Origin of the sequence: Streptomyces akebiae, from assembly GCF_019599145.1 — a bacterium.
Taxonomy (GTDB): Bacteria; Actinomycetota; Actinomycetes; order Streptomycetales; family Streptomycetaceae; genus Streptomyces; species Streptomyces akebiae.
This window is the reverse complement of sequence record NZ_CP080647.1, coordinates 3,983,625-4,004,327: the sequence shown is the minus strand read 5'-3', so window position 1 is coordinate 4,004,327 and position 20,703 is coordinate 3,983,625. Positions and strand designations below refer to the sequence as shown.

20 protein-coding genes are annotated in these 20,703 nt (G+C 71.7%); 13 read left to right on the top strand and 7 right to left on the bottom strand.

The annotated features are described in order from the left end of the window. Positions 1-36 precede the first annotated feature (36 nt). Entirely contained in the window at positions 37-561 is a 525-nt protein-coding gene (gene tsaE, locus K1J60_RS17035) for a tRNA (adenosine(37)-N6)-threonylcarbamoyltransferase complex ATPase subunit type 1 TsaE (RefSeq protein ID WP_220646971.1), read from the top strand. 461 nt (positions 562-1,022) lie between these two features. Here tsaE and K1J60_RS17030 read toward each other — a convergent pair whose 3' ends face one another. Beyond that, positions 1,023-1,583 carry a hypothetical protein gene (locus K1J60_RS17030; protein ID WP_220646970.1) on the bottom strand — a complete coding sequence of 187 codons (561 nt, stop codon included), beginning with the start codon at positions 1,581-1,583 and terminating at the stop codon, positions 1,023-1,025. A gap of 124 nt (positions 1,584-1,707) precedes the next feature. On the opposite strand from K1J60_RS17030, the gene tsaB reads away from it, so the two are divergent. From tsaB to K1J60_RS17010, 4 genes are read left to right on the top strand one after another with little or no spacing between them, the layout of a single operon-like run. Further along, entirely contained in the window at positions 1,708-2,373 is a 666-nt protein-coding gene (gene tsaB / locus K1J60_RS17025; RefSeq protein ID WP_220646969.1) for a tRNA (adenosine(37)-N6)-threonylcarbamoyltransferase complex dimerization subunit type 1 TsaB, read from the top strand. Then, the gene (gene rimI / locus K1J60_RS17020; RefSeq protein WP_033528366.1) at positions 2,370-2,900 is read left to right on the top strand and encodes a ribosomal protein S18-alanine N-acetyltransferase; all 531 of its coding nucleotides are present in this window, start codon (positions 2,370-2,372) and stop codon (positions 2,898-2,900) included. The genes tsaB and rimI overlap by 4 nt, the downstream gene beginning before the upstream one ends. 16 nt (positions 2,901-2,916) lie before the next feature. Further along, positions 2,917-4,020, top strand: a complete 1,104-nt coding sequence (gene tsaD / locus K1J60_RS17015; protein WP_398683241.1) for a tRNA (adenosine(37)-N6)-threonylcarbamoyltransferase complex transferase subunit TsaD — start codon at positions 2,917-2,919, stop codon at positions 4,018-4,020. Beyond that, positions 4,017-4,277, top strand: a complete 261-nt coding sequence (locus tag K1J60_RS17010) for a hypothetical protein (protein ID WP_220646967.1) — start codon at positions 4,017-4,019, stop codon at positions 4,275-4,277. Before tsaD ends, K1J60_RS17010 begins: the two co-directional genes overlap by 4 nt. On the opposite strand, the gene K1J60_RS17005 is transcribed toward K1J60_RS17010, so the two are convergent. Beyond that, positions 4,225-4,968, bottom strand: coding sequence for a PH domain-containing protein (locus K1J60_RS17005; protein WP_220646966.1), 744 nt, complete (start codon positions 4,966-4,968; stop codon positions 4,225-4,227). The genes K1J60_RS17010 and K1J60_RS17005 overlap by 53 nt on opposite strands. Before the next feature lie 118 nt (positions 4,969-5,086). Here K1J60_RS17005 and K1J60_RS17000 point away from each other — a divergent pair, with 118 nt between their 5' ends. Together K1J60_RS17000 and K1J60_RS16995 are read left to right on the top strand one after the other, a co-directional pair. Further along, positions 5,087-5,935 (top strand): helix-turn-helix domain-containing protein, encoded by an 849-nt coding sequence (locus tag K1J60_RS17000; protein WP_220646965.1) that lies wholly within the window; start codon positions 5,087-5,089, stop codon positions 5,933-5,935. Continuing rightward, positions 5,932-6,183, top strand: coding sequence for a DUF397 domain-containing protein (locus tag K1J60_RS16995; RefSeq protein ID WP_220646964.1), 252 nt, complete (start codon positions 5,932-5,934; stop codon positions 6,181-6,183). Before K1J60_RS17000 ends, K1J60_RS16995 begins: the two co-directional genes overlap by 4 nt. Positions 6,184-6,194: 11 nt before the next feature. Here the strand turns inward: K1J60_RS16995 and K1J60_RS16990 are convergent, their stop codons facing one another. The 4 genes from K1J60_RS16990 to K1J60_RS16975 are packed head-to-tail and all read right to left on the bottom strand — an operon-like array spanning position 6,195 to position 11,788. Then, the gene (locus tag K1J60_RS16990) at positions 6,195-8,510 is read right to left on the bottom strand and encodes a beta-xylosidase/alpha-l-arabinosidase (RefSeq protein ID WP_220646963.1); all 2,316 of its coding nucleotides are present in this window, start codon (positions 8,508-8,510) and stop codon (positions 6,195-6,197) included. Positions 8,511-8,567: 57 nt separating this feature from the next. Then, positions 8,568-9,473, bottom strand: coding sequence for a carbohydrate ABC transporter permease (locus K1J60_RS16985; protein ID WP_220646962.1), 906 nt, complete (start codon positions 9,471-9,473; stop codon positions 8,568-8,570). Between the two features lie 9 nt (positions 9,474-9,482). Further along, a complete protein-coding gene (locus tag K1J60_RS16980; RefSeq protein ID WP_220646961.1) occupies positions 9,483-10,403 on the bottom strand; it encodes a carbohydrate ABC transporter permease in 921 nt (306 codons plus the stop codon). Beyond that, positions 10,400-11,788 (bottom strand): ABC transporter substrate-binding protein, encoded by a 1,389-nt coding sequence (locus K1J60_RS16975; protein WP_220646960.1) that lies wholly within the window; start codon positions 11,786-11,788, stop codon positions 10,400-10,402. The genes K1J60_RS16980 and K1J60_RS16975 overlap by 4 nt, the downstream gene beginning before the upstream one ends. Positions 11,789-11,909: 121 nt before the next feature. On the opposite strand from K1J60_RS16975, the gene K1J60_RS16970 reads away from it, so the two are divergent. The 5 genes from K1J60_RS16970 (at position 11,910) to K1J60_RS16950 (ending at position 17,665) form a co-directional block, all read left to right on the top strand. Next, a complete protein-coding gene (locus K1J60_RS16970; protein WP_220646959.1) occupies positions 11,910-12,974 on the top strand; it encodes a LacI family DNA-binding transcriptional regulator in 1,065 nt (354 codons plus the stop codon). 286 nt (positions 12,975-13,260) lie between these two features. After that, positions 13,261-14,640 carry an endo-1,4-beta-xylanase gene (locus K1J60_RS16965; protein WP_220646958.1) on the top strand — a complete coding sequence of 460 codons (1,380 nt, stop codon included), beginning with the start codon at positions 13,261-13,263 and terminating at the stop codon, positions 14,638-14,640. A gap of 93 nt (positions 14,641-14,733) precedes the next feature. Beyond that, on the top strand, positions 14,734-15,795 hold the full coding sequence (locus K1J60_RS16960) for an LCP family protein (protein WP_220646957.1): 1,062 nt from the start codon (positions 14,734-14,736) through the stop codon (positions 15,793-15,795). Between the two features lie 115 nt (positions 15,796-15,910). Continuing rightward, positions 15,911-16,267, top strand: coding sequence for a YciI family protein (locus K1J60_RS16955; RefSeq protein ID WP_033528377.1), 357 nt, complete (start codon positions 15,911-15,913; stop codon positions 16,265-16,267). Between the two features lie 57 nt (positions 16,268-16,324). Beyond that, positions 16,325-17,665 carry an RNA polymerase sigma factor gene (locus K1J60_RS16950; RefSeq protein WP_259407761.1) on the top strand — a complete coding sequence of 447 codons (1,341 nt, stop codon included), beginning with the start codon at positions 16,325-16,327 and terminating at the stop codon, positions 17,663-17,665. 642 nt (positions 17,666-18,307) lie between these two features. Here K1J60_RS16950 and K1J60_RS16945 read toward each other — a convergent pair. After that, positions 18,308-19,504 (bottom strand): class I SAM-dependent methyltransferase, encoded by a 1,197-nt coding sequence (locus K1J60_RS16945; protein ID WP_220646956.1) that lies wholly within the window; start codon positions 19,502-19,504, stop codon positions 18,308-18,310. Positions 19,505-19,635: 131 nt separating this feature from the next. Here K1J60_RS16945 and K1J60_RS16940 point away from each other — a divergent pair, with 131 nt between their 5' ends. Next, complete coding sequence (locus tag K1J60_RS16940) at positions 19,636-20,679, top strand: polysaccharide deacetylase family protein (RefSeq protein ID WP_220646955.1); 1,044 nt, start codon at positions 19,636-19,638, stop codon at positions 20,677-20,679. Positions 20,680-20,703 lie beyond the last annotated feature (24 nt).

The following is a 20,703-nucleotide window of genomic DNA, read 5'->3' as shown; positions in this document are numbered from 1 at the left end:
GCGTCCCTTCGGATCAGCGGATCGTCCCAGGCCGATATGACCAGCGGATCGTCCCGCGCCTACGAGGCCTCCCCTCGGACCACCGTTCGGATCACCGTCAACGCACCCGACCAGATGCTGGAGCTGGGCCGTCGCCTGGCCAAGCTCCTGCGCGCGGGTGATCTCGTGATGCTCAACGGGGAGTTGGGCGCCGGGAAGACGACACTCACCCGGGGGCTCGGGGAGGGGCTCGGGGTGCGCGGCGCCGTCACCTCGCCGACCTTCGTCATCGCCCGGGTGCATCCGTCGCTCGGGGAGGGGCCGCCGCTCGTGCACGTCGACGCGTATCGCCTGGGTGGCGGGCTGGACGAGATGGAGGACCTCGATCTCGATGTCTCGCTGCCGGATTCGGTGATCGTCGTGGAGTGGGGCGAGGGCAAGGTCGAGGAGCTGACCGACGACCGGCTGAACGTGGTCATCCACCGGGCGGTGGGGGACACGACGGACGAGGTGCGGCACGTGACGGTCACCGGACTGGGTGAACGGTGGGCGGCTGTGGAGCTTGGGGTGCTGTCCGCGTAACGCCTGGTGGACGCCGCGCCGCGTCACCGGGCGTTCGTCCGCCTATCGTCTGTTCCGACAAGCCGTCGGCAAGATGTTGCGCCGGCCGTCCCCGGCGTGGTCACATGGTAACCAGTCCTTGGTTAGGTCTACCTAACTTGGTTCGCCGTGGCACCAGGAGGCGTCCATGTCGACAGCGCAGCGTAAGCCGGTTCCGTCCGGAGTGGCCGGGGTGTCGATGCGGGACCTTCTGGCCTCCTGTGCGGCGGCGAAGGCGGTTTCCACGCCGCCGACGGCTCCGCCCTTGGCTCCGCCGGTGAAGGTGGAGGGGCGGCGGCCTGGGGCTGAACGGTGCCCCAAGGCCGCGTAGACGTTCGCGCCCCGGCCGGGGTGGAGCGGTCGTGGCGCGGCTGCGGGTGGGTGGGGGCTGGTCGTGCGGTTCCCCGCGCCCCTGAGGCAGACCGGCGGCCGGAAGAGCCCCCTTACTCGACCACGACCACCTTCGTGCCGATGCCCGCGAACTCCCACATCGCCTTGCCGTCCTTGCGGGACTCCCGGATGCCGCCCGTCTTGGTGGTGGGGTCGGGGCGCGGGGTCGAGCCGTCGACCGCCGCGCTGAAGCCCACGGAGACGCCGTCCACCGAGGCGAAGCGGACGACGTGCTCGATCGGGGTGCCGTCGGAGCCGGTGACGGCGGCGGAGCGGGACGAGACCGTGTACGTGGCGGGGCTGGGGTCGACCGTGCTCGGGGTGACCTCGAACGTGCGGGTGACCTTCTCGTTGGCGCCGACCAGCCAGACGCGGTCCTCGTCGAGGGAGTAGACGACCCGCTCGCCGGCGCCCGAGTCGTCGGGGAGGACGTCGTCGGTGTCCTTCTTCCCCTTGCCGGGGGTCTTGGACTGCTTGGCCTTCGGGGACTCCGATGCGGACGGTTTCCCCAGGTCGTCCGGCGCTTTCGCCGAGGCCTGGTAGGTGAGGAAACCGACTGCGGCGATGGCCGCCGCGGTGAGCCCGGCCACGAATCCCGAGCTGCTACTGGCCACCTTCTGCGCCCACCTCTCGTACCCACGTACGCCCTTGAAGTACGTCTGTGCTGTGACGGTAGCAGCAGGGGGAGCGTGCACCGGGTCGGCCGTGGCCCGGGCCGAAGCGCCGTAGGCTGTTTGCGTGCTCTTGCTCGCTCTGGATACCGCCACCCCCGCCGTCACCGTCGCGCTGCACGACGGGACGGACGTCGTCGCCTCGTCGAGTCAGGTGGACGCGCGACGCCACGGGGAACTGCTGCTGCCCGCCGTCGACCGGGTCCTCGCCGAGGCGGGCACCCGCCTCGACGCCGTCACCGGCGTCGTCGTGGGCATCGGTCCCGGCCCGTACACCGGGCTGCGCGTCGGCCTCATGACCGCCGACACCTTCGGCCTCGCCCTCGGGGTCCCCGTCCACGGCCTGTGCACCCTCGACGGGCTCGCGTACGCGGCCGGGGCGGAGGGGACGGTCGAGGGACCGTTCGTGGTCGCCACCGACGCCCGGCGCAAGGAGGTGTACTGGGCGCGGTACGAGGACGCGCGGACGAGAGCGACCGAGCCGGCCGTCGACCGGCCCGCCGAGATCGCCGACGCGGTGGCCGGGCTCCCCGCGGTGGGGGCGGGCGCGCTGCTGTACCCCGACACCTTCACCGACGCCCGCGCGCCCGAGCACGTCTCCGCGGCCGCCCTCGCGGCGCTGGCCGCCGAACGGCTCGCGGCGGGCGAGGAGCTGCCGGCGCCCCGGCCGCTGTACCTGCGTCGGCCCGACGCCCAGGTCCCCAAGAACTACAAGGTGGTCACCCCCAAGTGACGACCCCGGTGCTGCGCGAGATGCGCTGGTGGGACATCGAGCCCGTCCTGGAGCTGGAGAGGGACCTCTTCCCCGAGGACGCCTGGTCCCGCGGCATGTTCTGGTCGGACCTCGCCCACGCGCGGGGCCCGAACGCCACCCGGCGCTACGTGGTGGCGGTGGTCCCAGACGAGGGCGCGGACGACGACAGCGGTGGTGAAGGACGGATCATCGGCTACGGCGGCCTGGCCTCCGCCGGGGACACCGCCGACGTCCAGACCATCGCCGTCGCCCGGGAACACTGGGGCACCGGCCTCGGCGCGACGATCCTCACCGAGCTGCTGCGGGCCGCCACCGCCTTCGAGTGCGCCCAGGTGATGCTCGAATGCCGGGTCGACAACGTCCGCGCCCAGAAGCTCTACGAACGCTTCGGCTTCGAGGCGATCGGCTTCCGCCGCGGCTACTACCAGCCGGGCAACGTGGACGCGCTGGTCATGCGCCTCAACGACCCTTCCACATCCGTACAAGGAACCGAGATCAATGGCTAGGGCAATGGCTAGGTCAATGGCTGACGAACCGCTGGTCCTGGGGATCGAGACCTCCTGCGACGAGACCGGCGTCGGCGTCGTGCGCGGGACGACCCTGCTGGCCGACGCGATCGCGTCGAGTGTCGACGAGCACGCCCGGTTCGGCGGCGTGGTGCCCGAGGTCGCCTCCCGCGCACACCTGGAGGCGATGGTCCCGACCATCGAGCGCGCGCTGAAGGAAGCGGGGGTGAGCGCGAAGGACCTCGACGGCATCGCCGTCACCGCCGGGCCGGGGCTCGCGGGTGCGCTCCTGGTGGGCGTCTCGGCGGCCAAGGCGTACGCGTACGCGCTGGGCAAGCCGCTCTACGGGGTGAACCACCTCGCCTCCCACATCTGCGTCGACCAGCTGGAGCACGGGGCGCTGCCCGAGCCGACGATGGCGCTGCTGGTGTCGGGCGGTCACTCGTCGCTGCTGCTGTCGACGGACATCACGTCGGACGTACGGCCGATGGGCGCGACCATCGACGACGCGGCGGGCGAGGCCTTCGACAAGATCGCGCGCGTGCTGAACCTCGGATTCCCGGGCGGGCCGGTCATCGACCGGTACGCGAAGGAGGGGGACCCCGCGGCCATCGCCTTCCCGCGCGGGCTGACCGGGCCCCGCGATCCCGCCTACGACTTCTCCTTCTCCGGGTTGAAGACCGCCGTGGCCCGCTGGATCGAGGCCAAGCGGGCGGCCGGGGAGGACGTTCCGGTGCGGGACGTCGCCGCGTCCTTCCAGGAGGCCGTGGTGGACGTGCTCACCAGGAAGGCCGTACGGGCCTGCCGGGACGAGGGCGTCGACCACCTGATGATCGGTGGCGGTGTCGCCGCCAACTCCCGCCTCCGGGCCCTCGCCCAGGAGCGCTGCGAGGCGGCCGGCATCCGACTCCGGGTGCCCCGGCCCAAGCTGTGCACGGACAACGGGGCGATGGTGGCCGCGCTGGGCGCGGAGATGGTCGCGCGCGGCCGCGCCGCCTCCGACTGGGACCTGTCGGCGGACTCGTCGCTTCCGGTGACGGATCCGCATGTGCCGGGACACTCCCACTCGCACGATCACGATCACGTTCACGAGGTCAGCAAGGAGAACCTGTACTCGTGACCGTCGCGTTGATGTGGGAGGCGCGGGCCGTGGCCGGGCGGGGGGAGGAACTCCTCGCCTGGGCACGGGCCCAGGAGCTTCCCGTACGGCCGCTGCGGCGCGAGACCTTCCGGGCGCCGCAGGACCGGGTGCTGGTCATCACGTGGTGGGACGCGGAGTACGACGCGGAGTTGCCCGAACTGCCTGAGCCGGGCGAGGAGTTGGTCAGTCGGGCGGTGCACCGGTGGCGGTTCGAGGCGCTGGGCGAGGGTGACTGAGGCGACGGTGGCGCTCCTCGCCGAAGCGGTCCGCGACGAGGAAGAAAACAGGGAGGCAGACGAGCGGGACGCCTCCGATCAGCAGGAGTGAGTGCGTCGGCCGGTCGGTGAAGATCAGCCAGGTGTTCAGCGCGAACATGAGGGCCGCGACCACCAGGCTCGCGACGGCCGCCCGCTGCCACGCCTTGCGCCGCCGCGCCCCTCGCGCGATGCGGTCCTCCACCTCGGGCCGCGTCTCCAGGGAGGTGAGCCCCAGTCGCAGGGCGGTGGCGCACAGGTCGGCGACCTCTCCGATCGGATCGCCCAGCTGGTACTCGTCGAGGTGGGGGAGACGGGCCCGGCGCCCGTCGGTGGCGTAGAGATACCCCGACCAGCGCGGGGTGCTCCGCCGGCTCTCCTCGACCCGGATGCCGTAGATCTCCGACCAGGCCCAGCTACGGGTGCGGATCGCTCCGCGTACGGTGACGCCGTCGGCCGTGACGGACGTACGGGCCCTGAACTGCTCCAGCAGCACCCGGCCCGCGACGGCCACCCAGGCCGCGACGGCCAGCATGTCCCAGCCCGAGGGGCCGAGTGACGCCATCGCGTACAGCGCGTTGGCGCTGACGAGAACCGCCGCGACCAGCAGGGTGAGGAATGTGGGCGGTATGCCCCGCCGTCTGCGGTACTCCCGCTGTATGCCGTCGCTCATCGGGCCGTTATAGCCGGTCCTGGTGAACGTGGGGTAAGCCGTGCGGTGGTGCGTACGGGAGGGGGAGTACGCGGCCGTTCGATGGACAGTACGGTGAGCGGGCCGTCACTCTGGGTTGATGGTGCACGGTGTTGAGTGGGCTGCGCAGGGGCCGGGTGGTGAGCCCGAGTCGTCCGACAGCATGCGGGCGTTCGGGGCGGTCGTCCAGGCGCTGCGGGAGCATGCGGGGTTGAGCCGGGAGGAGTTCGGGGCGCGGGTTCATCTGTCCAAACACTCCGTGGCTTCCATCGAGTTGGGGCGACGGTTGGCGGATCAGCGGTTCGTGGAACTGGCGGAGGAGGCCACGGGCAACACGGGTGCGGTGCGGGGTGCGTTCCGGCATATGGCTCGGCAGCCGGGGTTGGCGGCGTGGTTCAGGACGTGGGCGAGGCTGGAGCAGGAAGCCGTCTACCTCGCGACGTACGAGTGCCGGTTGGCTCCTGGGTTGTTGCAGCCCGAGGGGTACGCGCGGGCGGTGTTCGGCAATCGGCTTCCGCCGCTGTCGGACGAGCAGTTGGAGGCGCAGGTCGCCGCACGCATGGAGAGGCAGCGAATGTTCTGGGAGCGCCCCAACACCTCGTTCAGCTTTGTGATGGATGAGCATGTCGTCCGGCGCCGGTTGGGGGGTGTTGACGTCTTGCGGGGGCTCCTCGATCACGTGTTGGAGTGTGCTCAACTCCGCAACGTGGAGATTCAGATCGTTCCGCTGGAGTGCGAGGCGCACGCGGGTCTGGACGGTCCGCTGGCTCTGCTGGAAACCCCGGACGGGCAGCATCTCGCCTATGCGGAGGGCCAGAAGACCGGGCGGCTGGTCGTCGACGCAAAAGAGGCCGCCGTACTGCACCGCCGATATGCGACACTCCGCGCACAGGCCCTCACTCCGCTGGACTCCGTGGGCCTGCTGGAGCGGATCAGAGGAGCGCTATGAGCACCAACGAACTGGCCTGGTTCAAGTCCAGTTACAGCGGTACCGAGGGTGACAACTGTGTTGAAGTCGCCCTCGAATGGCGCAAGTCCACGTACAGCAGCCCGCAGGGCGACGACTGCATAGAGGTCGCCACCACTCCCACCGCCATCCACATCCGCGACTCCAAAGACACCACGCGCCCCCACTTCGACCTCGGCCCCTCCGCCTGGGCCGCGTTCGTCTCGTTCGCGGCGGCCCAGGCGGATTGACCCTCAGGCCGTCAGAACTCCTCGGCCCTGACCTCCGTCTCGCAATGCAGCCGGCGGTCCGGGCCCACCTCCCGTACCGGGCCGTCCAGCGTCAACGTCACCCGGTGGCGGATGTCCGCGCTCGACGCGCCCAAGCGGAGTTCCAGGGCGCCCGGTTCGACCACGCGGCGCCCCGCGCGGTCCGTGAAGGACGAGATGTCGGGGTGGAAGCGGAACGTCACTCGGGAGGCGTCCCCCGGCGCCAACTCCAGCCGCCGGTAGGCGATCAGGCGCAGGTCGGGGCGGGTCACCGAGGCCACCGGGTCGTGCAGGTACAGCTGGACGACCTCCGCCCCCGGCCGGTCGCCCGTGTTGCGCACGGTCACCGACACGTCGTGCCCTTCATCCCCCGCACCCTCGTCCGCGAAGTCCGCCCACGCGAACGTCGTGTACGAGCGGCCGTGGCCGAAGGGGTACAGCGGGGTCGGGTCCAGGTTGCTCGCCGCGCCGACGAGGCCGAGGGGTGGCTGGAGGTACGTCCACGGCTGGCCCCCGGGGCGGTTCGGGACGCTCACCGGGAGGCGGCCGGAGGGGGAGACACGGCCCGACAGGACACCCGCGAGCGCCGGGCCGCCCTCCTCCCCGGGGAAGAACGCCTGCACCACACCCGCCAGCCGCCCGTGCCAGCGGCCCAGCGCGTACGGGCGCCCGGTGAGCAGGAGCGCCACCACCGGCGTACCCGTGGCGATCAGGGCGTCCAGCAGTTCGGACTGGACCCCCGGGAGGCGGAGGTCCTCCGCGTCGCAGCCCTCGCCCGAGGTGCCCCGGCCGAAGAGGCCCGCCCGGTCGCCGAGGACCGCGACGCAGACGTCCGCCTCGGAGGCGCGTGCTACGGCCTCGGGGAAGCCGCCGGTGTCGTCGCCGTCGACGTCGCTTCCCGCCGCGTACGTGATCTTCGCGTCGGGGAGTTCCGTGCGCAGGGAGTCCAGGACCGTGGGGATCTCGATGCCCAGGGGGGTGCCGGGGTGGGCGGGCAGGACGTGGGAGGGGAAGGAGTAGCAGCCGAGCATGGCCAGGGCGTCGTCGGCGCGGGGGCCCACCACCCCGATCCTGATGTCCGGCGCCAACGGCAGGACCGCGTCCGGGTTGTCCAGGAGGACCACCGACTCCTCGGCCAGGCGACGGGCCAGCGCGCGGTTCGCCGTGGAGTCGAGGTCGATGCCGTGGGCCTCGGTCCCGCCGCCCGCAACCTCCGGCGTCCAGTCCTCGTCCAGCAGGCCCAGCTCGCACTTCTGCAGCAGGACCCGGCGGGCGGCGCGGTCGACCAGGGACTCGGGGATCTCGCCCGCGCGGACCGCCTCCAGGAGCGGCTCGCCGTAGCAGCGCAGGGTGGGGAGTTCGACGTCGATGCCGGCGGCCAGGGCCGCGTGTCCCGCCTCCGCGCGGTTTCCGGCCACCCGGTGGCTGGTCTCCAGGAAGCCGACGCCGAAGTAGTCGGAGACGACCGTGCCGGTGAAGCCCCAGGCGTCGCGCAGGAGTTCGGTCAGCAGTCCCGGGTCCGACGAGACCGGGACGCCGTCCGTCTCCGTGTACGCCGCCATCACCGAGCGGGCGCCGCCCTCGCGCAGGGCCATCTCGAAGGGCGGCAGGGTCACGTCCGCGAACTCCCGCACCCCGGCCCGTACGGGCGCGTGGTTGCGGGCGCCGACGGACGCCGCGTACCCGGCGAAGTGCTTCAGCGTGGCCACGATCCCGGCCGACTCCAGGCCGCGCACGTACGCCGTGCCGATGGTGCCCACCAGATACGGGTCCTCGCCGATCGTCTCCTCGACCCGTCCCCAGCGCGGGTCCCGGACCACGTCCAGGACGGGTGACAGGCCCTGGTGGATGCCGACGGAGGCCAGGTCGCGGCCGATGTGGCGGGCCATCTCCTCCACCAGCGGCGGGTCGAAGGTCGCGCCCCAGGCCAGCGGGACCGGGTAGGCGGTCGCGCGCCAGGCGGTGAAGCCGGCCAGGCACTCCTCGTGCGCGACGGCCGGGATGCCGAAGCGGTTCGCGGCCATGATGCGGCGCTGGGCGCGGGCCAGTGCTCGCGCGCCCAGCGCCGGGTCGACGGGGGCCGTGCCGAAGGTGCGGGTGAGCTGGCCGAGGCCCCGGGTGATCAGCTCGTTGAAGTCGAACGCCTCCGACATGCCCTGCTCGTCGGGGGCGATGTCCTCGCCACTCGAATCGCTCTTCACCCACACGCCGTACAACTGCGCGGTCTTCTCCTCCAGGGTCATCCGGGAGAGCAGATCCGCGACCCGGGCCGCTGCGGGCAGGGCCGGGTCACGCCAAGGGGTGGTCATGAAACTCCTTCAGGGGTCGCCGAGTTTCAGAAGGTCGCGGGTGCCGGAGCCGGTGGATCACTTGCCGCCCACGCCCATCAACCCGCCCACCAGCGCCCGTCGCGCCACCAGGTACACGGCGAAGATAGGGATGCCGGAGAGGACGACCGAGGCGAGCACGGCGGGGATGTTGACGCCGAACTGGCTGACGTAGTTGAACAGTCCGAGCGTGAGGACCCGGGGGCCGTCGGACTGGGTGAAGATCAGCGGGAAGAGGAAGCCGTTCCAGGCCTGGAGAGCCGAGAAGATGACGACCGTGCTGATGCCGCCCTTGGCGAGCGGGATCGTCAACTGGAAGAGCACGCGGAGCGGGGACGCGCCGTCCAGGGCCATCGCCTCGTACAGGTCCTCGGAGACGTCCCGGAGGGTGCCCACCAGGACCAGGACCGAGACCGGCATCGCGAAGGCCGCCGTCGGGAGGATGACGGCCAGGAGGGTGTCGTAGAGGTCGAGTTTCGCGATCAGGAGATAGAGGGGGACCACCACGGCCTGGGCCGGGATCGCCACGCCCAGGAGGAACAGGCGGAAGGCCGCGTTCGACCAGCGGTCGCGGGTGCGGACGGCCACGTACGCGAGCGGGATGCACAGGGCCAGCACGATGCCCACGACCGACACCGCGACGATCGCCGTATTGCTCAGGAGATGGCCGAAGCCACTGTTCAGGACGGTGTTGTAGTGGTCGAGGGTCGGGTCCGTGGGCGGCTTGAGGGGGTTGCCCGTCAACGCCTTGTCCGCGCCGGTGAGGGACGCCGACAGCATCGCGTAGATCGGGATCAGGACGATGACCAGCCAGACGAAGGCCCCCAGGCCCGCCACCGGGTTGGCGCGCCTCGTCCAGTGCCTGCGGCGGCGGGGGGAGCGCGTCGCGGGGCTTCCGTCCGGCTGCCGGGTCTTGGCGGGGCGCGCCAGTGTGTCGTGTGACATCTCGTGCCGTCACATCCCTTCGCGGGTACTGCGCATGGCGCCGAAACCCGTCAGCCGGACCAGGACCAGGGAGAGGCCCGTCGCGGCGATGACCAGGAAGGACGCGATGGCGCTGGCGTAGCCGAAGTCGTACGTCTTGAAGCCCGCCTCGTACATCAGGTACGGCAGGATCGCGGTGTCCGTGCCGGGGCCGCCCTTGGTGAGGATCAGCACCGTCTCGAAGTACGTCAGGGAGCCGACGACCATCAGGACCGTGGACGTGGTGATGGTGTGGCGCAGCTGCGGCAACGTGATCGAGAAGAACTGGCGGTAGCGGCCGGCGCCGTCGATGGCCGCCGCCTGGTAGAGGACCTCGGGGATCTGGCGGGCCCCGCCCTGGTAGATCAGGGTGTGGAACGGGATGAACTGCCAGCCGCCGACGAAGACGATCGCGAGGAACGCGCCGCTCTGCGAGCCCAGGGTGTCCTTCTGGATGATGCCGAAGTTCGGGTCGAGGAGGGCGTAGAACAGGATCGCGATGGCGGTGGAGGAGAGCAGGAACGGGACGAAGAAGACCGCGGACAGGATCGCGCGGTTGCGCTGCCGGCCCGCCGCCCAGACGCCGAGGAGGAGGGCGACGACCGTCTGGAAGGCCCAGCTGGCGACGGTGAGGACGACGGTCAGCCACAGGGACTGCGTCATCCGGGGGTCGTCGAGGAGCTTCCGCCAGTTGTCGAGGCCCACCGGCCGCGGGTCTCCCAGGCCGTCCCAGCTGGTGAAGGAGAGATAGAGGGCCAGCGCCATCGGGACGACCGCGAAGAAGGTGAAGAAGAGGACGCCGGGCAGGGCCCAGACGGCGTGCGGGCGGCCGGTGCGGCCCGCGCGGCGGCCCGTCCGGTGTGCCTGCTCCTTCTGCGCCGCCGCCGGGGTCTTCTCGACCGTGACGGTCACTTCAGCCCCTTGCAGGCCGTCACGAACTCGCTCGGCGAGGACTGGCCCGCGAACAGCTTGCCTATCTCCGTGTGCATCTTGGTGCCGAGGCCGTCGCCGAGCGCCTGGTCCCAGGAGAGCGTGAAGGCCGGCGCCTGCTGGACCATGTCGTACTGGAACTTCGCGTACTCGGGGTTGGGGGAGGAGGCGAGCAGCTCGGCCGCGTTCGAGGTGGTCGGCACGTCGCCGTTGTCGATCAGGGCCTGCGCGTACGCCTTCGACGCGCAGTCCTTGAGGAAGCCGACCGCGAGGTCCTTGTTCTTCGTGCGGGCGTTGATCGACCAGTAGTTGGTGGGGTTGCCGACGACGTTGCGGACGTCGCCCGTGCCGCCCTCGACGGTCGGGAAGGCGGCCCAGCCCAGGTTGCTCTTGGCGAAGTCCGGGAACTTGCCGAGCTGCGTGGAGTACTCCCAGGAGCCCATCAGGTGCATGGCCGCCTTGCCGCGCGCGAAGACCGCGGGGGCGCCGCCGTTGACGTACGACACCGAGGTGAACTTGGAGCCGAAGGCGCCGTCGTCGATGAGCTCCTTGACCAGCTCGGCGGCCCGGACGACGGCAGGGTCGCCCCAGCCCTCGGCGTCGCCGTCCTGGATGCGCTTGAAGACCTCGGGGCCGCCGATCCGGTCGACCAGGTACTCCAGCCACATCAGCTCGGGCCAGACGTCGGAGCCACCGAGCGCGAAGGGGGTGATCTTCGCTTTCTTCAACTTGGCGTTGATGTCGAGGAGTTGGTCCCAGGTGGTGGGCGGCTGGAGCTTGTGCTCGGCGAAGACGGACTTGTTGTAGAAGAGGATCACCGGCTGCATGCCGCGCATCGGGATGCCGTAGTGGCGGCCCCCCAGATCGCCGGCCGCGAGGACCGAGGGCAGGAAGCCGTCCTTGAGGACCGGGTCGCCCTCGATGATGTCGGTGAGGTCGACGAGCTTGTCCGCCTCCTCGTACGGCTTGATGGAGCCGCCGCCCCAGTTGAAGAAGATGTCCGGGGCGCTCGGGGAGCCCATGGCCGTGCGGAGCTTCGGGGAGTAGTCGGAGCCGGGGACCTTCTGGAGCTTGATGGTGCCGCCGGCCTTCTTCGCCGCGGCCGACTTGTTGAACCGGTCGACGCCCGCCTGCTGGACCTTCACCGCGTCGTCGCCGTACACGAACGCCGTGAGCGTCTTGCCGTCCCCGCCGCCCGAGCCGCCGCCGGAGCCGCAGGCGGTGAGGCCGGCGCCGAGGCCGGCGGTGAGCATCGAGGCGGAACCCGCGCCGAGGAACCAGCGCCTGCTGAACGGCCGGCCGCCCGCGCCGCTGCCGGTGGACCGGCCCGCGGTCGTCCCGGTGAACTGGCCTCTGCTCGACTCCATGAGAGCACCCTTCGCGAATGTCCGGACGTGCGAATGTTTCGGATGGCACTTCGAATGTTCCGGGAACGTATGGCCGTCGAAAGGGTTCGTCAAGGGGTCGCGCAGGGATACGATCCCGCATATGAAGCCCGCGAAGCCCGAGGAAATCCAGACAAGAACGCGCGCGTCGCACTCCACGCAGACCGCGACGCTCGCCGAGATCGCCCGCCAGGCCGGCGTGTCGGCTCCGACTGTTTCGAAGGTGCTCAACGGCCGCGCGGACGTCGCGCCCGCCACGCGCACCCGTGTCGAGGAACTGCTGCGCGAGTACGGCTACCGTCGCCGACGCGCCGAGGCCACCCGGTCCCCCCTCATCGACCTGGTCTTCCACGAGCTGGAGAGCGCCTGGGCCATGGAGGTCATCCGGGGCGTGGAGAACATCGCGCGGGAGGAGGGCCTGAGCGTCGTCCTCTCCGAGAGCGCGGGGCGGCTCACCCCCGGCCGCACCTGGGCCGACCAGGTCGCCGCGCGCCGCCCGCACGGGGTCGTCCTCGTCCTGTCCGGGCTCGACGAGTCCCAGCGCGCGCTGCTGACCAGCCGATCCATCCCGTTCGTGGTGATGGACCCGGCGGGCGACCCCGGCGACGACGTGCCCTCGATCGGCGCCACCAACTGGCAGGGGGGTCTGGCCGCCACCCGCCACCTCGTCGAACTCGGCCACCGACGGATCGGCGCCATCAGCGGACCCTCGCGGATGATCTGCAGCCGCGCCCGGGTCGACGGCTACCGGGCCGCGCTGGAGACCGCCGGGCTGCCGGTCGCCGCCGACCTGATCAAGGCCGGGGACTTCCACCACGAGACGGGCTACCGGCTGGGGCTGGAACTGCTGCGCCGCCCCGACCGCCCGACCGCCGTCTTCGCCGGCAACGACCTCCAGGCCCTCGGCCTCTACGAGGCGGCCCGCGAACTGGGCCTGCGCATCCCGGAGGACCTCAGTGTCGTCGGCTTCGACGACCTGCCGGTGGCCCGTTGGGTGGGGCCGCCGCTGACGACCGTGCGCCAGCCCCTGATGGAGATGGCCGAGGCGGCGGCCCGACTCGTCCTCGACCTCGGCCGCCAGGAGGGTTCCTCGGCCGCGACCCGGGTGGAACTGGCGACGAGCCTGGTGGTGCGGAGCAGCACGGGAACGCCGCCGACCGCGCCCTGAAAGGCCGGCGGAGCCGCCTTCCAGGGAGCGGGGCCGAGTCGATGAGCGGCTCCGCCGCGTGGGCGCGACGAGCCACGACGGCGCGGTGGTCGGCCACGACGAGCCCATCCCGGCAGACGCGCACCTCGCGTGACCCGCACCTCGCGTGACCCCGCATCCCGCGTGACCCGGCATCCCGCAAGTGACGGCCTGGCCGGAAGTTGATGTATTGACGAGTGAGACAACCCCCTCCACACTCCTCCGCAGTCAATCGGTTGCACAACCGAAACTTTCGGAGGCACCCGCCATGAGAACCTCCAGAACCTCCAGAACCCCCCTGCTCACCCGGTGCGCCGCCCTGTTCACCGGCGCCACCGCACTCGCCGCCCTGCTGCTCGCGGCTCCGGCAGCCCACGCGGCGGACCCGCCCCTGCGCGACCTCGCCGCCACCAAGGGCAAGGCCCTCGGCACGGCGGTGACCGGCTCGAAGCTCACCGGCACCTACGGCGACATCGCGGGCCGCGAGTTCAACTGGCTCACCCCCGGCAACGCCATGAAGTGGGGCTCCGTCGAACCCACACGAGGCAACTACAACTGGGCCGAGGCCGACCAGATCGTCGACTTCGCCGAGGCCCACGACCAGGACGTACGCGGCCACACCCTCGTCTGGCACAGCCAGAACCCGAGCTGGCTGACCAACGGCACCTGGACGTCCGCCCAGCTCGGCCAGCTGATGAACGACCACATCGCCCTGGAGGTCGGCCGCTACAAGGGCCGGCTGGCCGCCTGGGACGTGGTGAACGAACCGTTCAACGAGGACGGCACCTACCGCCAGACCCTCTGGTACAACGGCCTCGGCGCCGACTACATCGCCCAGGCCCTAACCGCCGCCCGCGCCGCCGACCCGGCCGCCAAGCTCTACATCAACGACTACAACGTCGAGGGCGTCAACGCGAAGAGCACGGCCCTCTACAACCTGGTCCGCGACCTCAAGGCACGCGGCGTCCCCATCGACGGGGTCGGCCTCCAGGCCCACCTGATCCTCGGACAGGTCCCGTCCACGCTCCAGCAGAACATCCAGCGCTTCGCCGACCTGGGCGTGGACGTGGCCATCACCGAACTCGACATCCGTATGCAACTGCCCGCCACCGCAGCCAAGTTGGCGCAGCAGCGCACCGAGTACGACGCCGTGGTGAAGGCCTGCGTCGCCGTGACCCGCTGCACCGGCGTGACGGTCTGGGGCTTCACCGACTCCGACTCCTGGATCCCGGACACGTTCCCGGGCGAGGGCGCGGCGACCCCGTACGACGAGAACTACGCACCGAAGCCCGCGTACTACGGCATCGCCACCGGCCTGGGCGGGACGGGCACGACACCCCCGCCGTCGACGGACGGCTGCGCGGCCTCGTACCGCGTCGCGAACCAGTGGAACACCGGCTTCACCGGCGAGGTGACCATCCGCTGCGCCGCCGGATCCTCGCTTCCCTCCTGGCGGGTCGCCTGGACGTTCGGGGCGGGACAGCAGGTCGGCCAGGCCTGGAACGCGAGCTGCGCACAGACCGGTACGGCCGTCAGCTGCTCCAACGCCTCCTGGAACGGGAGCGTACCGAGCGGCGGTTCGGTGACCTTCGGCTTCAACGGCACGTGGAGCGGGAGCAATCCGGTGCCCACGGTGACGCTGGGCTGAAAGTGACTCCGGAGGGATGAGAAGTCTGAGAATTTCCGAAGGAAAGGCGGCATGAGGTTCTGCCCGTAACAATTCGGACGTAAGTTCCTGCGCGTGAAGGGTGAAGAAAGCGCGTTCGGGGACGGCGGCGGGGACCCCGGCAGACGGCGGCGCCGGCTGAAGATCGCCGGTGGCCTCCTCGCCGCGGTCCTCGTGGTCGGTGCGGGCGGAGCGGGCTGGGCGTTCTGGCGGCTCAACGACAACATCGACAGCGTCGACATCGACGCCGCCCTCGGCGACAACCGCCCCGCGAAGATCCGTTCCTCCCCCGAGCCGTCCGCGTCGGCCACCGCCGAGGCCCTGCCGAGCGGCGCCCTGAACATCCTTGTCCTCGGCTCCGACTCCCGCAGCGGCAAGGAGAACGCGGAACTCGGCGGCGGCGACGAGGGCGCGGGGGCGCGCTCCGACACGGCGATGGTCGTCCACATCGACGAGGGACGCACCGGGGCGACGGTCGTCAGCATCCCCCGCGACACCCTCGTCACCCGCCCGTCCTGCCCGACTGAGTCGGGCGGTTCGACGGCGGTGGCGTACAACGTGATGTTCAACAGCGCGTACGCGGTCGGCGGCCCGGTCTGCGCGGTCAAGACCGTCGAGTCGATGACGGACGTCCGCATGGACCACTACATCGAGATCGACTTCTCCGGCTTCGCGAAGCTCGTCGACGCCCTCGGCGGCGTCACGGTCACCACCGACGAGGACATCGACGACGAGGACAGCCATCTGAGCCTGCGCGCCGGCACCCACCACCTGGACGGGGAGCAGGCCCTCGCCCTCGCCCGCACCCGCCACGGCATCGGCGACGGCAGCGACCTCGGCCGCATCGGCCTCCAGCAGAAACTGGTCAAGGCCCTCCTGGACCAGATCTCCTCGACCGACCTGCTGACCAACCCCGCCCGGCTCTACCGGGCCGCCGACGCGATCACCGGAAGCCTGACGACGGACACCGGCCTGGACTCCCTCACCGAACTGACGAGGCTGGGCGAGAGCGTGAAGGGCCTGTCCTCCGCCGACACGAGAACCGTGATGATGCCGGTGGTCACGGCCCCGTACGACCGCAACCGGGTGGTGGCGGACGAGCCGGAGGCGAGCCGGCTGTGGGAGTCGCTGAAGTAGGGCGAGAAAATTCTCCGGGAAAATTTCGGCGGCCGTGTCGATCCCGGGTGCGGGCGTTCGACGCATGGGTGAGAGTCGGGGACGAGCCCCGCTCGCCGATGCCGTAGGAGTCACCATGCCGCGCTATCTGTCGCTGGTTCAGATCGACGAGAAGAACGCCCCCGCCGAGGGGCCCAGCCCCGAGCTGATGCAGCGGATGGGGGAGCTGCTGGAGGAGATCACCAAGGCGGGCGTCATGCTCGACACCGCCGGGCTGACGCCGACCGCGCAGGGGACCCGGGTCCACTGGGAGGGCGGGAAGATCTCCGTCACGGACGGGCCGTTCACCGAGTCCAAGGAGGTCGTCGGCGGCTACGCGCTCATGCAGTGCAAGGACATGGCCGAGGCGGTCGAGTGGACCAAGCGCTTCCTGAAGGTGCACGAGGAGCACTGGACGGTGACGTGCGAGGTGCGCGAGATCATGGAGGGCTGAGCCCGCCTGGCGGGGCCGCTTCTCGGGCGCCGGGGATGTCGTGTCTGATGGTGGGCTGTGACCCCACAGCCCACCATGGACCCCCACCCCGACCCGAACCCGGACGCCCGCCCCGACCCGAACCCGGACGCACGCCCCGACCCGAACCCGGGCCCCAACCCGGACACGGACCTGGAGACCGTCTTCCGCATCGAGTCGCCCCGAGTCATCGCCGGTGTCGCACGGATCGTGAAGGACGTCGGGATCGCGGAGGAGCTGGCGCAGGACGCGCTGGTCGCCGCGCTGGAGCGGTGGCCGAGGGACGGGGTGCCCGACAACCCGGGTGCCTGGCTCATGGCCACGGCCAAGCACCGGGCGATCGACCTCGTACGCCGCCGGGAGCGGTACGCGCGCAAGCTCGCCGAGGTGGGGCGCGACCTGGAGGCGGCGGGGCCGTACCTCGACCAGCCGTCCGACCCGGACGACATCGACGACGACCTGCTCCGCCTGGTCTTCACGGCCTGCCACCCGGTGTTGAACGCCGAGGCCCGCATCGCCCTCACCCTGCGCCTCCTCGGCGGCCTGACCACCGCCGAGATCGCCCGTGCCTTCCTGGCGCCCGAGCCGACGATCGCCCAGCGCATCGTCCGCGCCAAGCGCACGCTGGCCACGAAGAACGTCGCCTTCGAGGTGCCGTACGGCCCCGACCGTGAGGCCCGCCTCGACTCCGTGCTGGAGGTCATCTACCTGATCTTCAACGAGGGGTACGCGGCCACCGCGGGCGACGACCTGCTGCGCCCCGCCCTCTGCGAGGACGCCCTCCGACTGGCGCGCGTCCTGGCCCAGTTGATGCCCAAGGAGCCCGAAGTTCACGGCCTGGCGGCCCTGCTGGAGCTCCAGGCGTCGCGGGCGGCCACCCGCACGGGGCCCTCCGGTGCGCCGGTCCTGCTGCGGGACCAGGACCGCCGCCGCTGGAACCGCCTGCTCATCGCCCGGGGCTTCACCGCCCTCGGCCGCGCCACGGCCGCCGCGCACGGCGCCCCGGGCCCGTACGCCCTCCAGGCGGCCATCGCCGCGTGCCACGCCCAGGCGTACGCCTACGAGGAGACGGACTGGCCGAGGATCGCCACCCTGTACGGCCTGCTGGCCGCCCGCGCCCCGTCCCCCGTGGTCGAACTGAACCGCGCGGTCGCGGTCTCCATGGCCGAGGGCCCCGCCCCCGCCCTGGAGATCGTGGACGCCCTCGCCGCCGAACCCGCCCTGCGCGACTACCACTTGCTGCCGAGCGTGCGCGGGGACCTGCTGCACAGGCTGGGCCGCACGGAGGAGGCCCGCGCCGAGTTCGTACGGGCGGCCGGACTGGCCCGGAACGAGAGGGAGCGCGCACTGCTGCTGGCGCGGGCGGAGGAGGGTGACTGAAGGAGCGGGGAGGGGGAGCGGGACGAGAGGCGGTCGGGCAGCGCGTGGGGCCGAGGGGCCGGGTGGGTGTGCGGCTGCTGGGGCTGCGGTGACGGGGTGTGGTCGGCTGCGGGTGATGCGGTGAGGTGTTGTGTGGCTGGGCGCGGTGCGTCGGTGGGCGCGGTGGGTCGTGGATGTCCGGGGAAGCCGTAGCCGGGCGACGGGGCGGGGGCGCGCTGGATGGTCGGGCGCTGCGTTCGCATGCGTTCGCGCGGCGGGGGGTGGTGGGCTGCGGTGAGTGACGCTGCGAGGAGTTGTGCGCTTGAGCGCGGTGGCCCGCGAGGATGTCCGGGGAGCCGCGCGACGGGCGCGGCGGGCGCGGCGGGCGCGGCGGGCGCGGCGGGTGGCGATGGGCGCGATGGGTGCGACGGGCAGCGGTGGGGCGCGGCGGGGCGCGATCCGCGACGGCCCACCACGGGGCCGCAGCGGGGCACTGAGAGTCGGCAACGGGGCACCGAGAGTCGGCAGCGGGGTGCCAAGGGGCCGGTGACGGGGTGCCAAGGGCCGCGGCGGTGCCGGGAGTCGTGCGACCGGTCACCACGGTGCTGCGGGCGGGCGGGGGTGCCTAGGGTCCCAGCGGCGGCCCCGGCCGAGCCCCGCGAACTACGCCGGGCGGCCGATCAGCATCGTCGGGGCGCCGGCGACCCGGGTCAGGAAGACCGTCGCCGCATTGCGCCCCTGCGGCTTGACCTTCTTGCGCAGTTCCTCCGGCTCCACCGCCGACCCCCGCTTCTTCACGGTGAGGATGCCGACCTCGCGCTCCCGCAGCAGGGCCTTCAACTTCTTCACGTTGAACGGGAGCCGGTCGGTGATCTCGTACGCGGTGGCGTACGGGGTGACATGGTGCTCGTCGGCGGTGACATAGGCGATCGTGGGGTCGATCAGCCCGCCCCGCAGATCCTCGGCGACCTGGGCGACCAGGTGGGCGCGGATCACGGCGCCGTCGGGTTCGTACAGGTACCGGCCCACCGGACGGACCGGGGGGTCGGGCAGCATGGTGTCGGGGGTGGCGCGGATGCCGGCCCCGGCGGGCAGCAGCATCGCCCGCCGCGCCCCCGGTGTCCCGTTCGCACGGAACCAGAGCACGGCCTCCTTCACGTCCCCACCGTCGGAGATCCACTCGGCCTCGGCCTCCGGGGGGATCGCCTCGTGGGGGATGCCGGGCGCGATCTTCAGCGCGCCGAGCGGGGCCTTCAGCGCCGCCGACACCGCCCAGGACAGGGGCGGGGAGTAGGCCTCCGGGTCGAAGATCCGGCCGCGCTTGGAGGAACGCCGGGCGGGGTCGACGAACACGGCTTCGTACCCGGCCGTGTCCACCTCCGTCACATCCGCCTCGCGCACCTCGACCAGCTCGGTGAGCCCGAGCGCCTCGGCGTTGGCGCGGGCCACCGCCACGGTCAGCGGGTCATGGTCGACGGCCAGCACCCGGATCCCGGCGCGCGCGAACGCGATCGCGTCCCCGCCGATCCCGCAGCACAGATCGGCGACGGAGCGCACGCCCAGCGCCCGGAAGCACTCGGCCCGGTACGTCGCCACGCTCGTCCTGGTCGACTGCTCGACCCCGTTCGGCGTGAAGAACATCCGCTCCGCGTCCGCCGCGCCGAACTTCGCCACCGCCCGCTGCCGCAGCCGGGCCTGTGCCAGTGCCGCCGAGACCAGTTCCGCCGGGTGGTCGCGGCGCAGCCGGGTCGCCACGGCCAGCTCCCGTGCCGGCTCGGTGTCGCGCACCTCGTCGAGGAGGGCGCGGCCCTCGGGGGTGAGGAGGGGGGCGAGGAAGGTGGCGGGGTCGAGGTCGTTCACCGGGTCATTGTCGGTCAGGGGGCCGGGGCGGGGGCCAGGGGGAGGGCGGTGTGGGCCAGTCGGTGGATGGTCGGGGGACGGTGGCGGTGTCGGGGCGGTGGAGGCGGGCCGCCCTGCGAGGATGCGGCGCCATGCGATTCGTACGACAAAATGATGTAAAGAACGCGAAGTGGTCGATCGGGAGGGGGAGGTCAGGCGTCCGTGGCGGCATCGCGCTGCTCGCCCTCGCGGCCGTCGTGTCCGGGTGCGGCGGGGGAGGCGCCGAGGAGGCCTCGGAGCGGGGCTCCGCCGGGCGCCGAGGCGCCGCCGAGGCAGGGCCGACCGCCGGGACCGCCGGGCCCGCACACGGCCAGCAGCGCGGGCAGGGCAGGGCGCGGCAGCACGGTGGGCGGCAGCTCGACGCGCCCGCAGCCCGGGCGCTCGACACGTACGCCGGGAAGGTGCGCCGGGCGCACGCCGCGCGGGTCGCCGCCGCGAAGCGCTGGGGGCTCGCGAGGGTGCCGCTGAGCGCGCCCGCGCCGCCGGCGACGAAGCCCGAGCTGAGGACCCGCAAGGGGTTCGAGGTCGACGGTCATGTCGAGGACGGCCTCCCTCCGGTCTTCACCACCGTCCCCACCCGTCAGAAGGTCGTCTTCCTGACCATCGACGACGGCGCCGAGAAGGACCCGGCGTTCCTGCGGATGATGACCGACCTGCGGATCCCGTACACCGCCTTCCTCAGCGACTACCTGATCAAGGAGGACTACGGCTACTTCGAGCGGATGCGGGACCGTGGCGTCGCCCTCCACAACCACACCCTCCGCCACCGCCACCTGCCCACGCTCTCCTACGCCGCGCAGAAGCACGAGATCTGCGGGATGCAGGACGTGATCGAGAAGCGGTACGGGACCCGGCCCACCCTCTTCCGGCCGCCGTACGGCAGCTACGACCGGGACACCCTCCGCGCCGCCAGGACCTGCGGCATCGAGGCCGTCCCCCTGTGGAACGAGGAGGTCTTCGTCGACCGCTGGGACTACCGCGAGGCGAACCGTGAACTCCGCCCCGGCGACATCGTCCTCAGCCACTTCCGGGGCACGTCCGAATGGAAGGGCACCATGCCCGACATGATCCGCCGCTTCCTGAACCTGGTCACCGCAGAGGGGTACGCGGTGGCGAGGTTGGAGGACTACCTGTGAGGGCCGACGGAGGCGGGCGAAGGG

Coding starts and splice junctions, on each gene's coding strand:
- K1J60_RS16990 (WP_220646963.1), bottom strand. CDS start 8,510: ATGACCACCCCTTGGCGTGACCCGGCCCTGCCCGCAGCGGCCCGGGTC.
- K1J60_RS16985 (WP_220646962.1), bottom strand. CDS start 9,473: ATGTCACACGACACACTGGCGCGCCCCGCCAAGACCCGGCAGCCGGAC.
- K1J60_RS16965 (WP_220646958.1), top strand. CDS start 13,261: ATGAGAACCTCCAGAACCTCCAGAACCCCCCTGCTCACCCGGTGCGCC.
- tsaE (WP_220646971.1), top strand. CDS start 37: ATGACCAGCGGATCGTCCCGCGCCTACGAGGCCTCCCCTCGGACCACC.
- K1J60_RS16995 (WP_220646964.1), top strand. CDS start 5,932: ATGAGCACCAACGAACTGGCCTGGTTCAAGTCCAGTTACAGCGGTACC.
- K1J60_RS16940 (WP_220646955.1), top strand. CDS start 19,636: ATGCGATTCGTACGACAAAATGATGTAAAGAACGCGAAGTGGTCGATC.
- K1J60_RS16970 (WP_220646959.1), top strand. CDS start 11,910: ATGAAGCCCGCGAAGCCCGAGGAAATCCAGACAAGAACGCGCGCGTCG.
- K1J60_RS16975 (WP_220646960.1), bottom strand. CDS start 11,788: ATGGAGTCGAGCAGAGGCCAGTTCACCGGGACGACCGCGGGCCGGTCC.
- tsaD (WP_398683241.1), top strand. CDS start 2,917: ATGGCTGACGAACCGCTGGTCCTGGGGATCGAGACCTCCTGCGACGAG.
- K1J60_RS17005 (WP_220646966.1), bottom strand. CDS start 4,968: ATGAGCGACGGCATACAGCGGGAGTACCGCAGACGGCGGGGCATACCG.
- K1J60_RS17000 (WP_220646965.1), top strand. CDS start 5,087: ATGGTGCACGGTGTTGAGTGGGCTGCGCAGGGGCCGGGTGGTGAGCCC.
- K1J60_RS16955 (WP_033528377.1), top strand. CDS start 15,911: ATGCCGCGCTATCTGTCGCTGGTTCAGATCGACGAGAAGAACGCCCCC.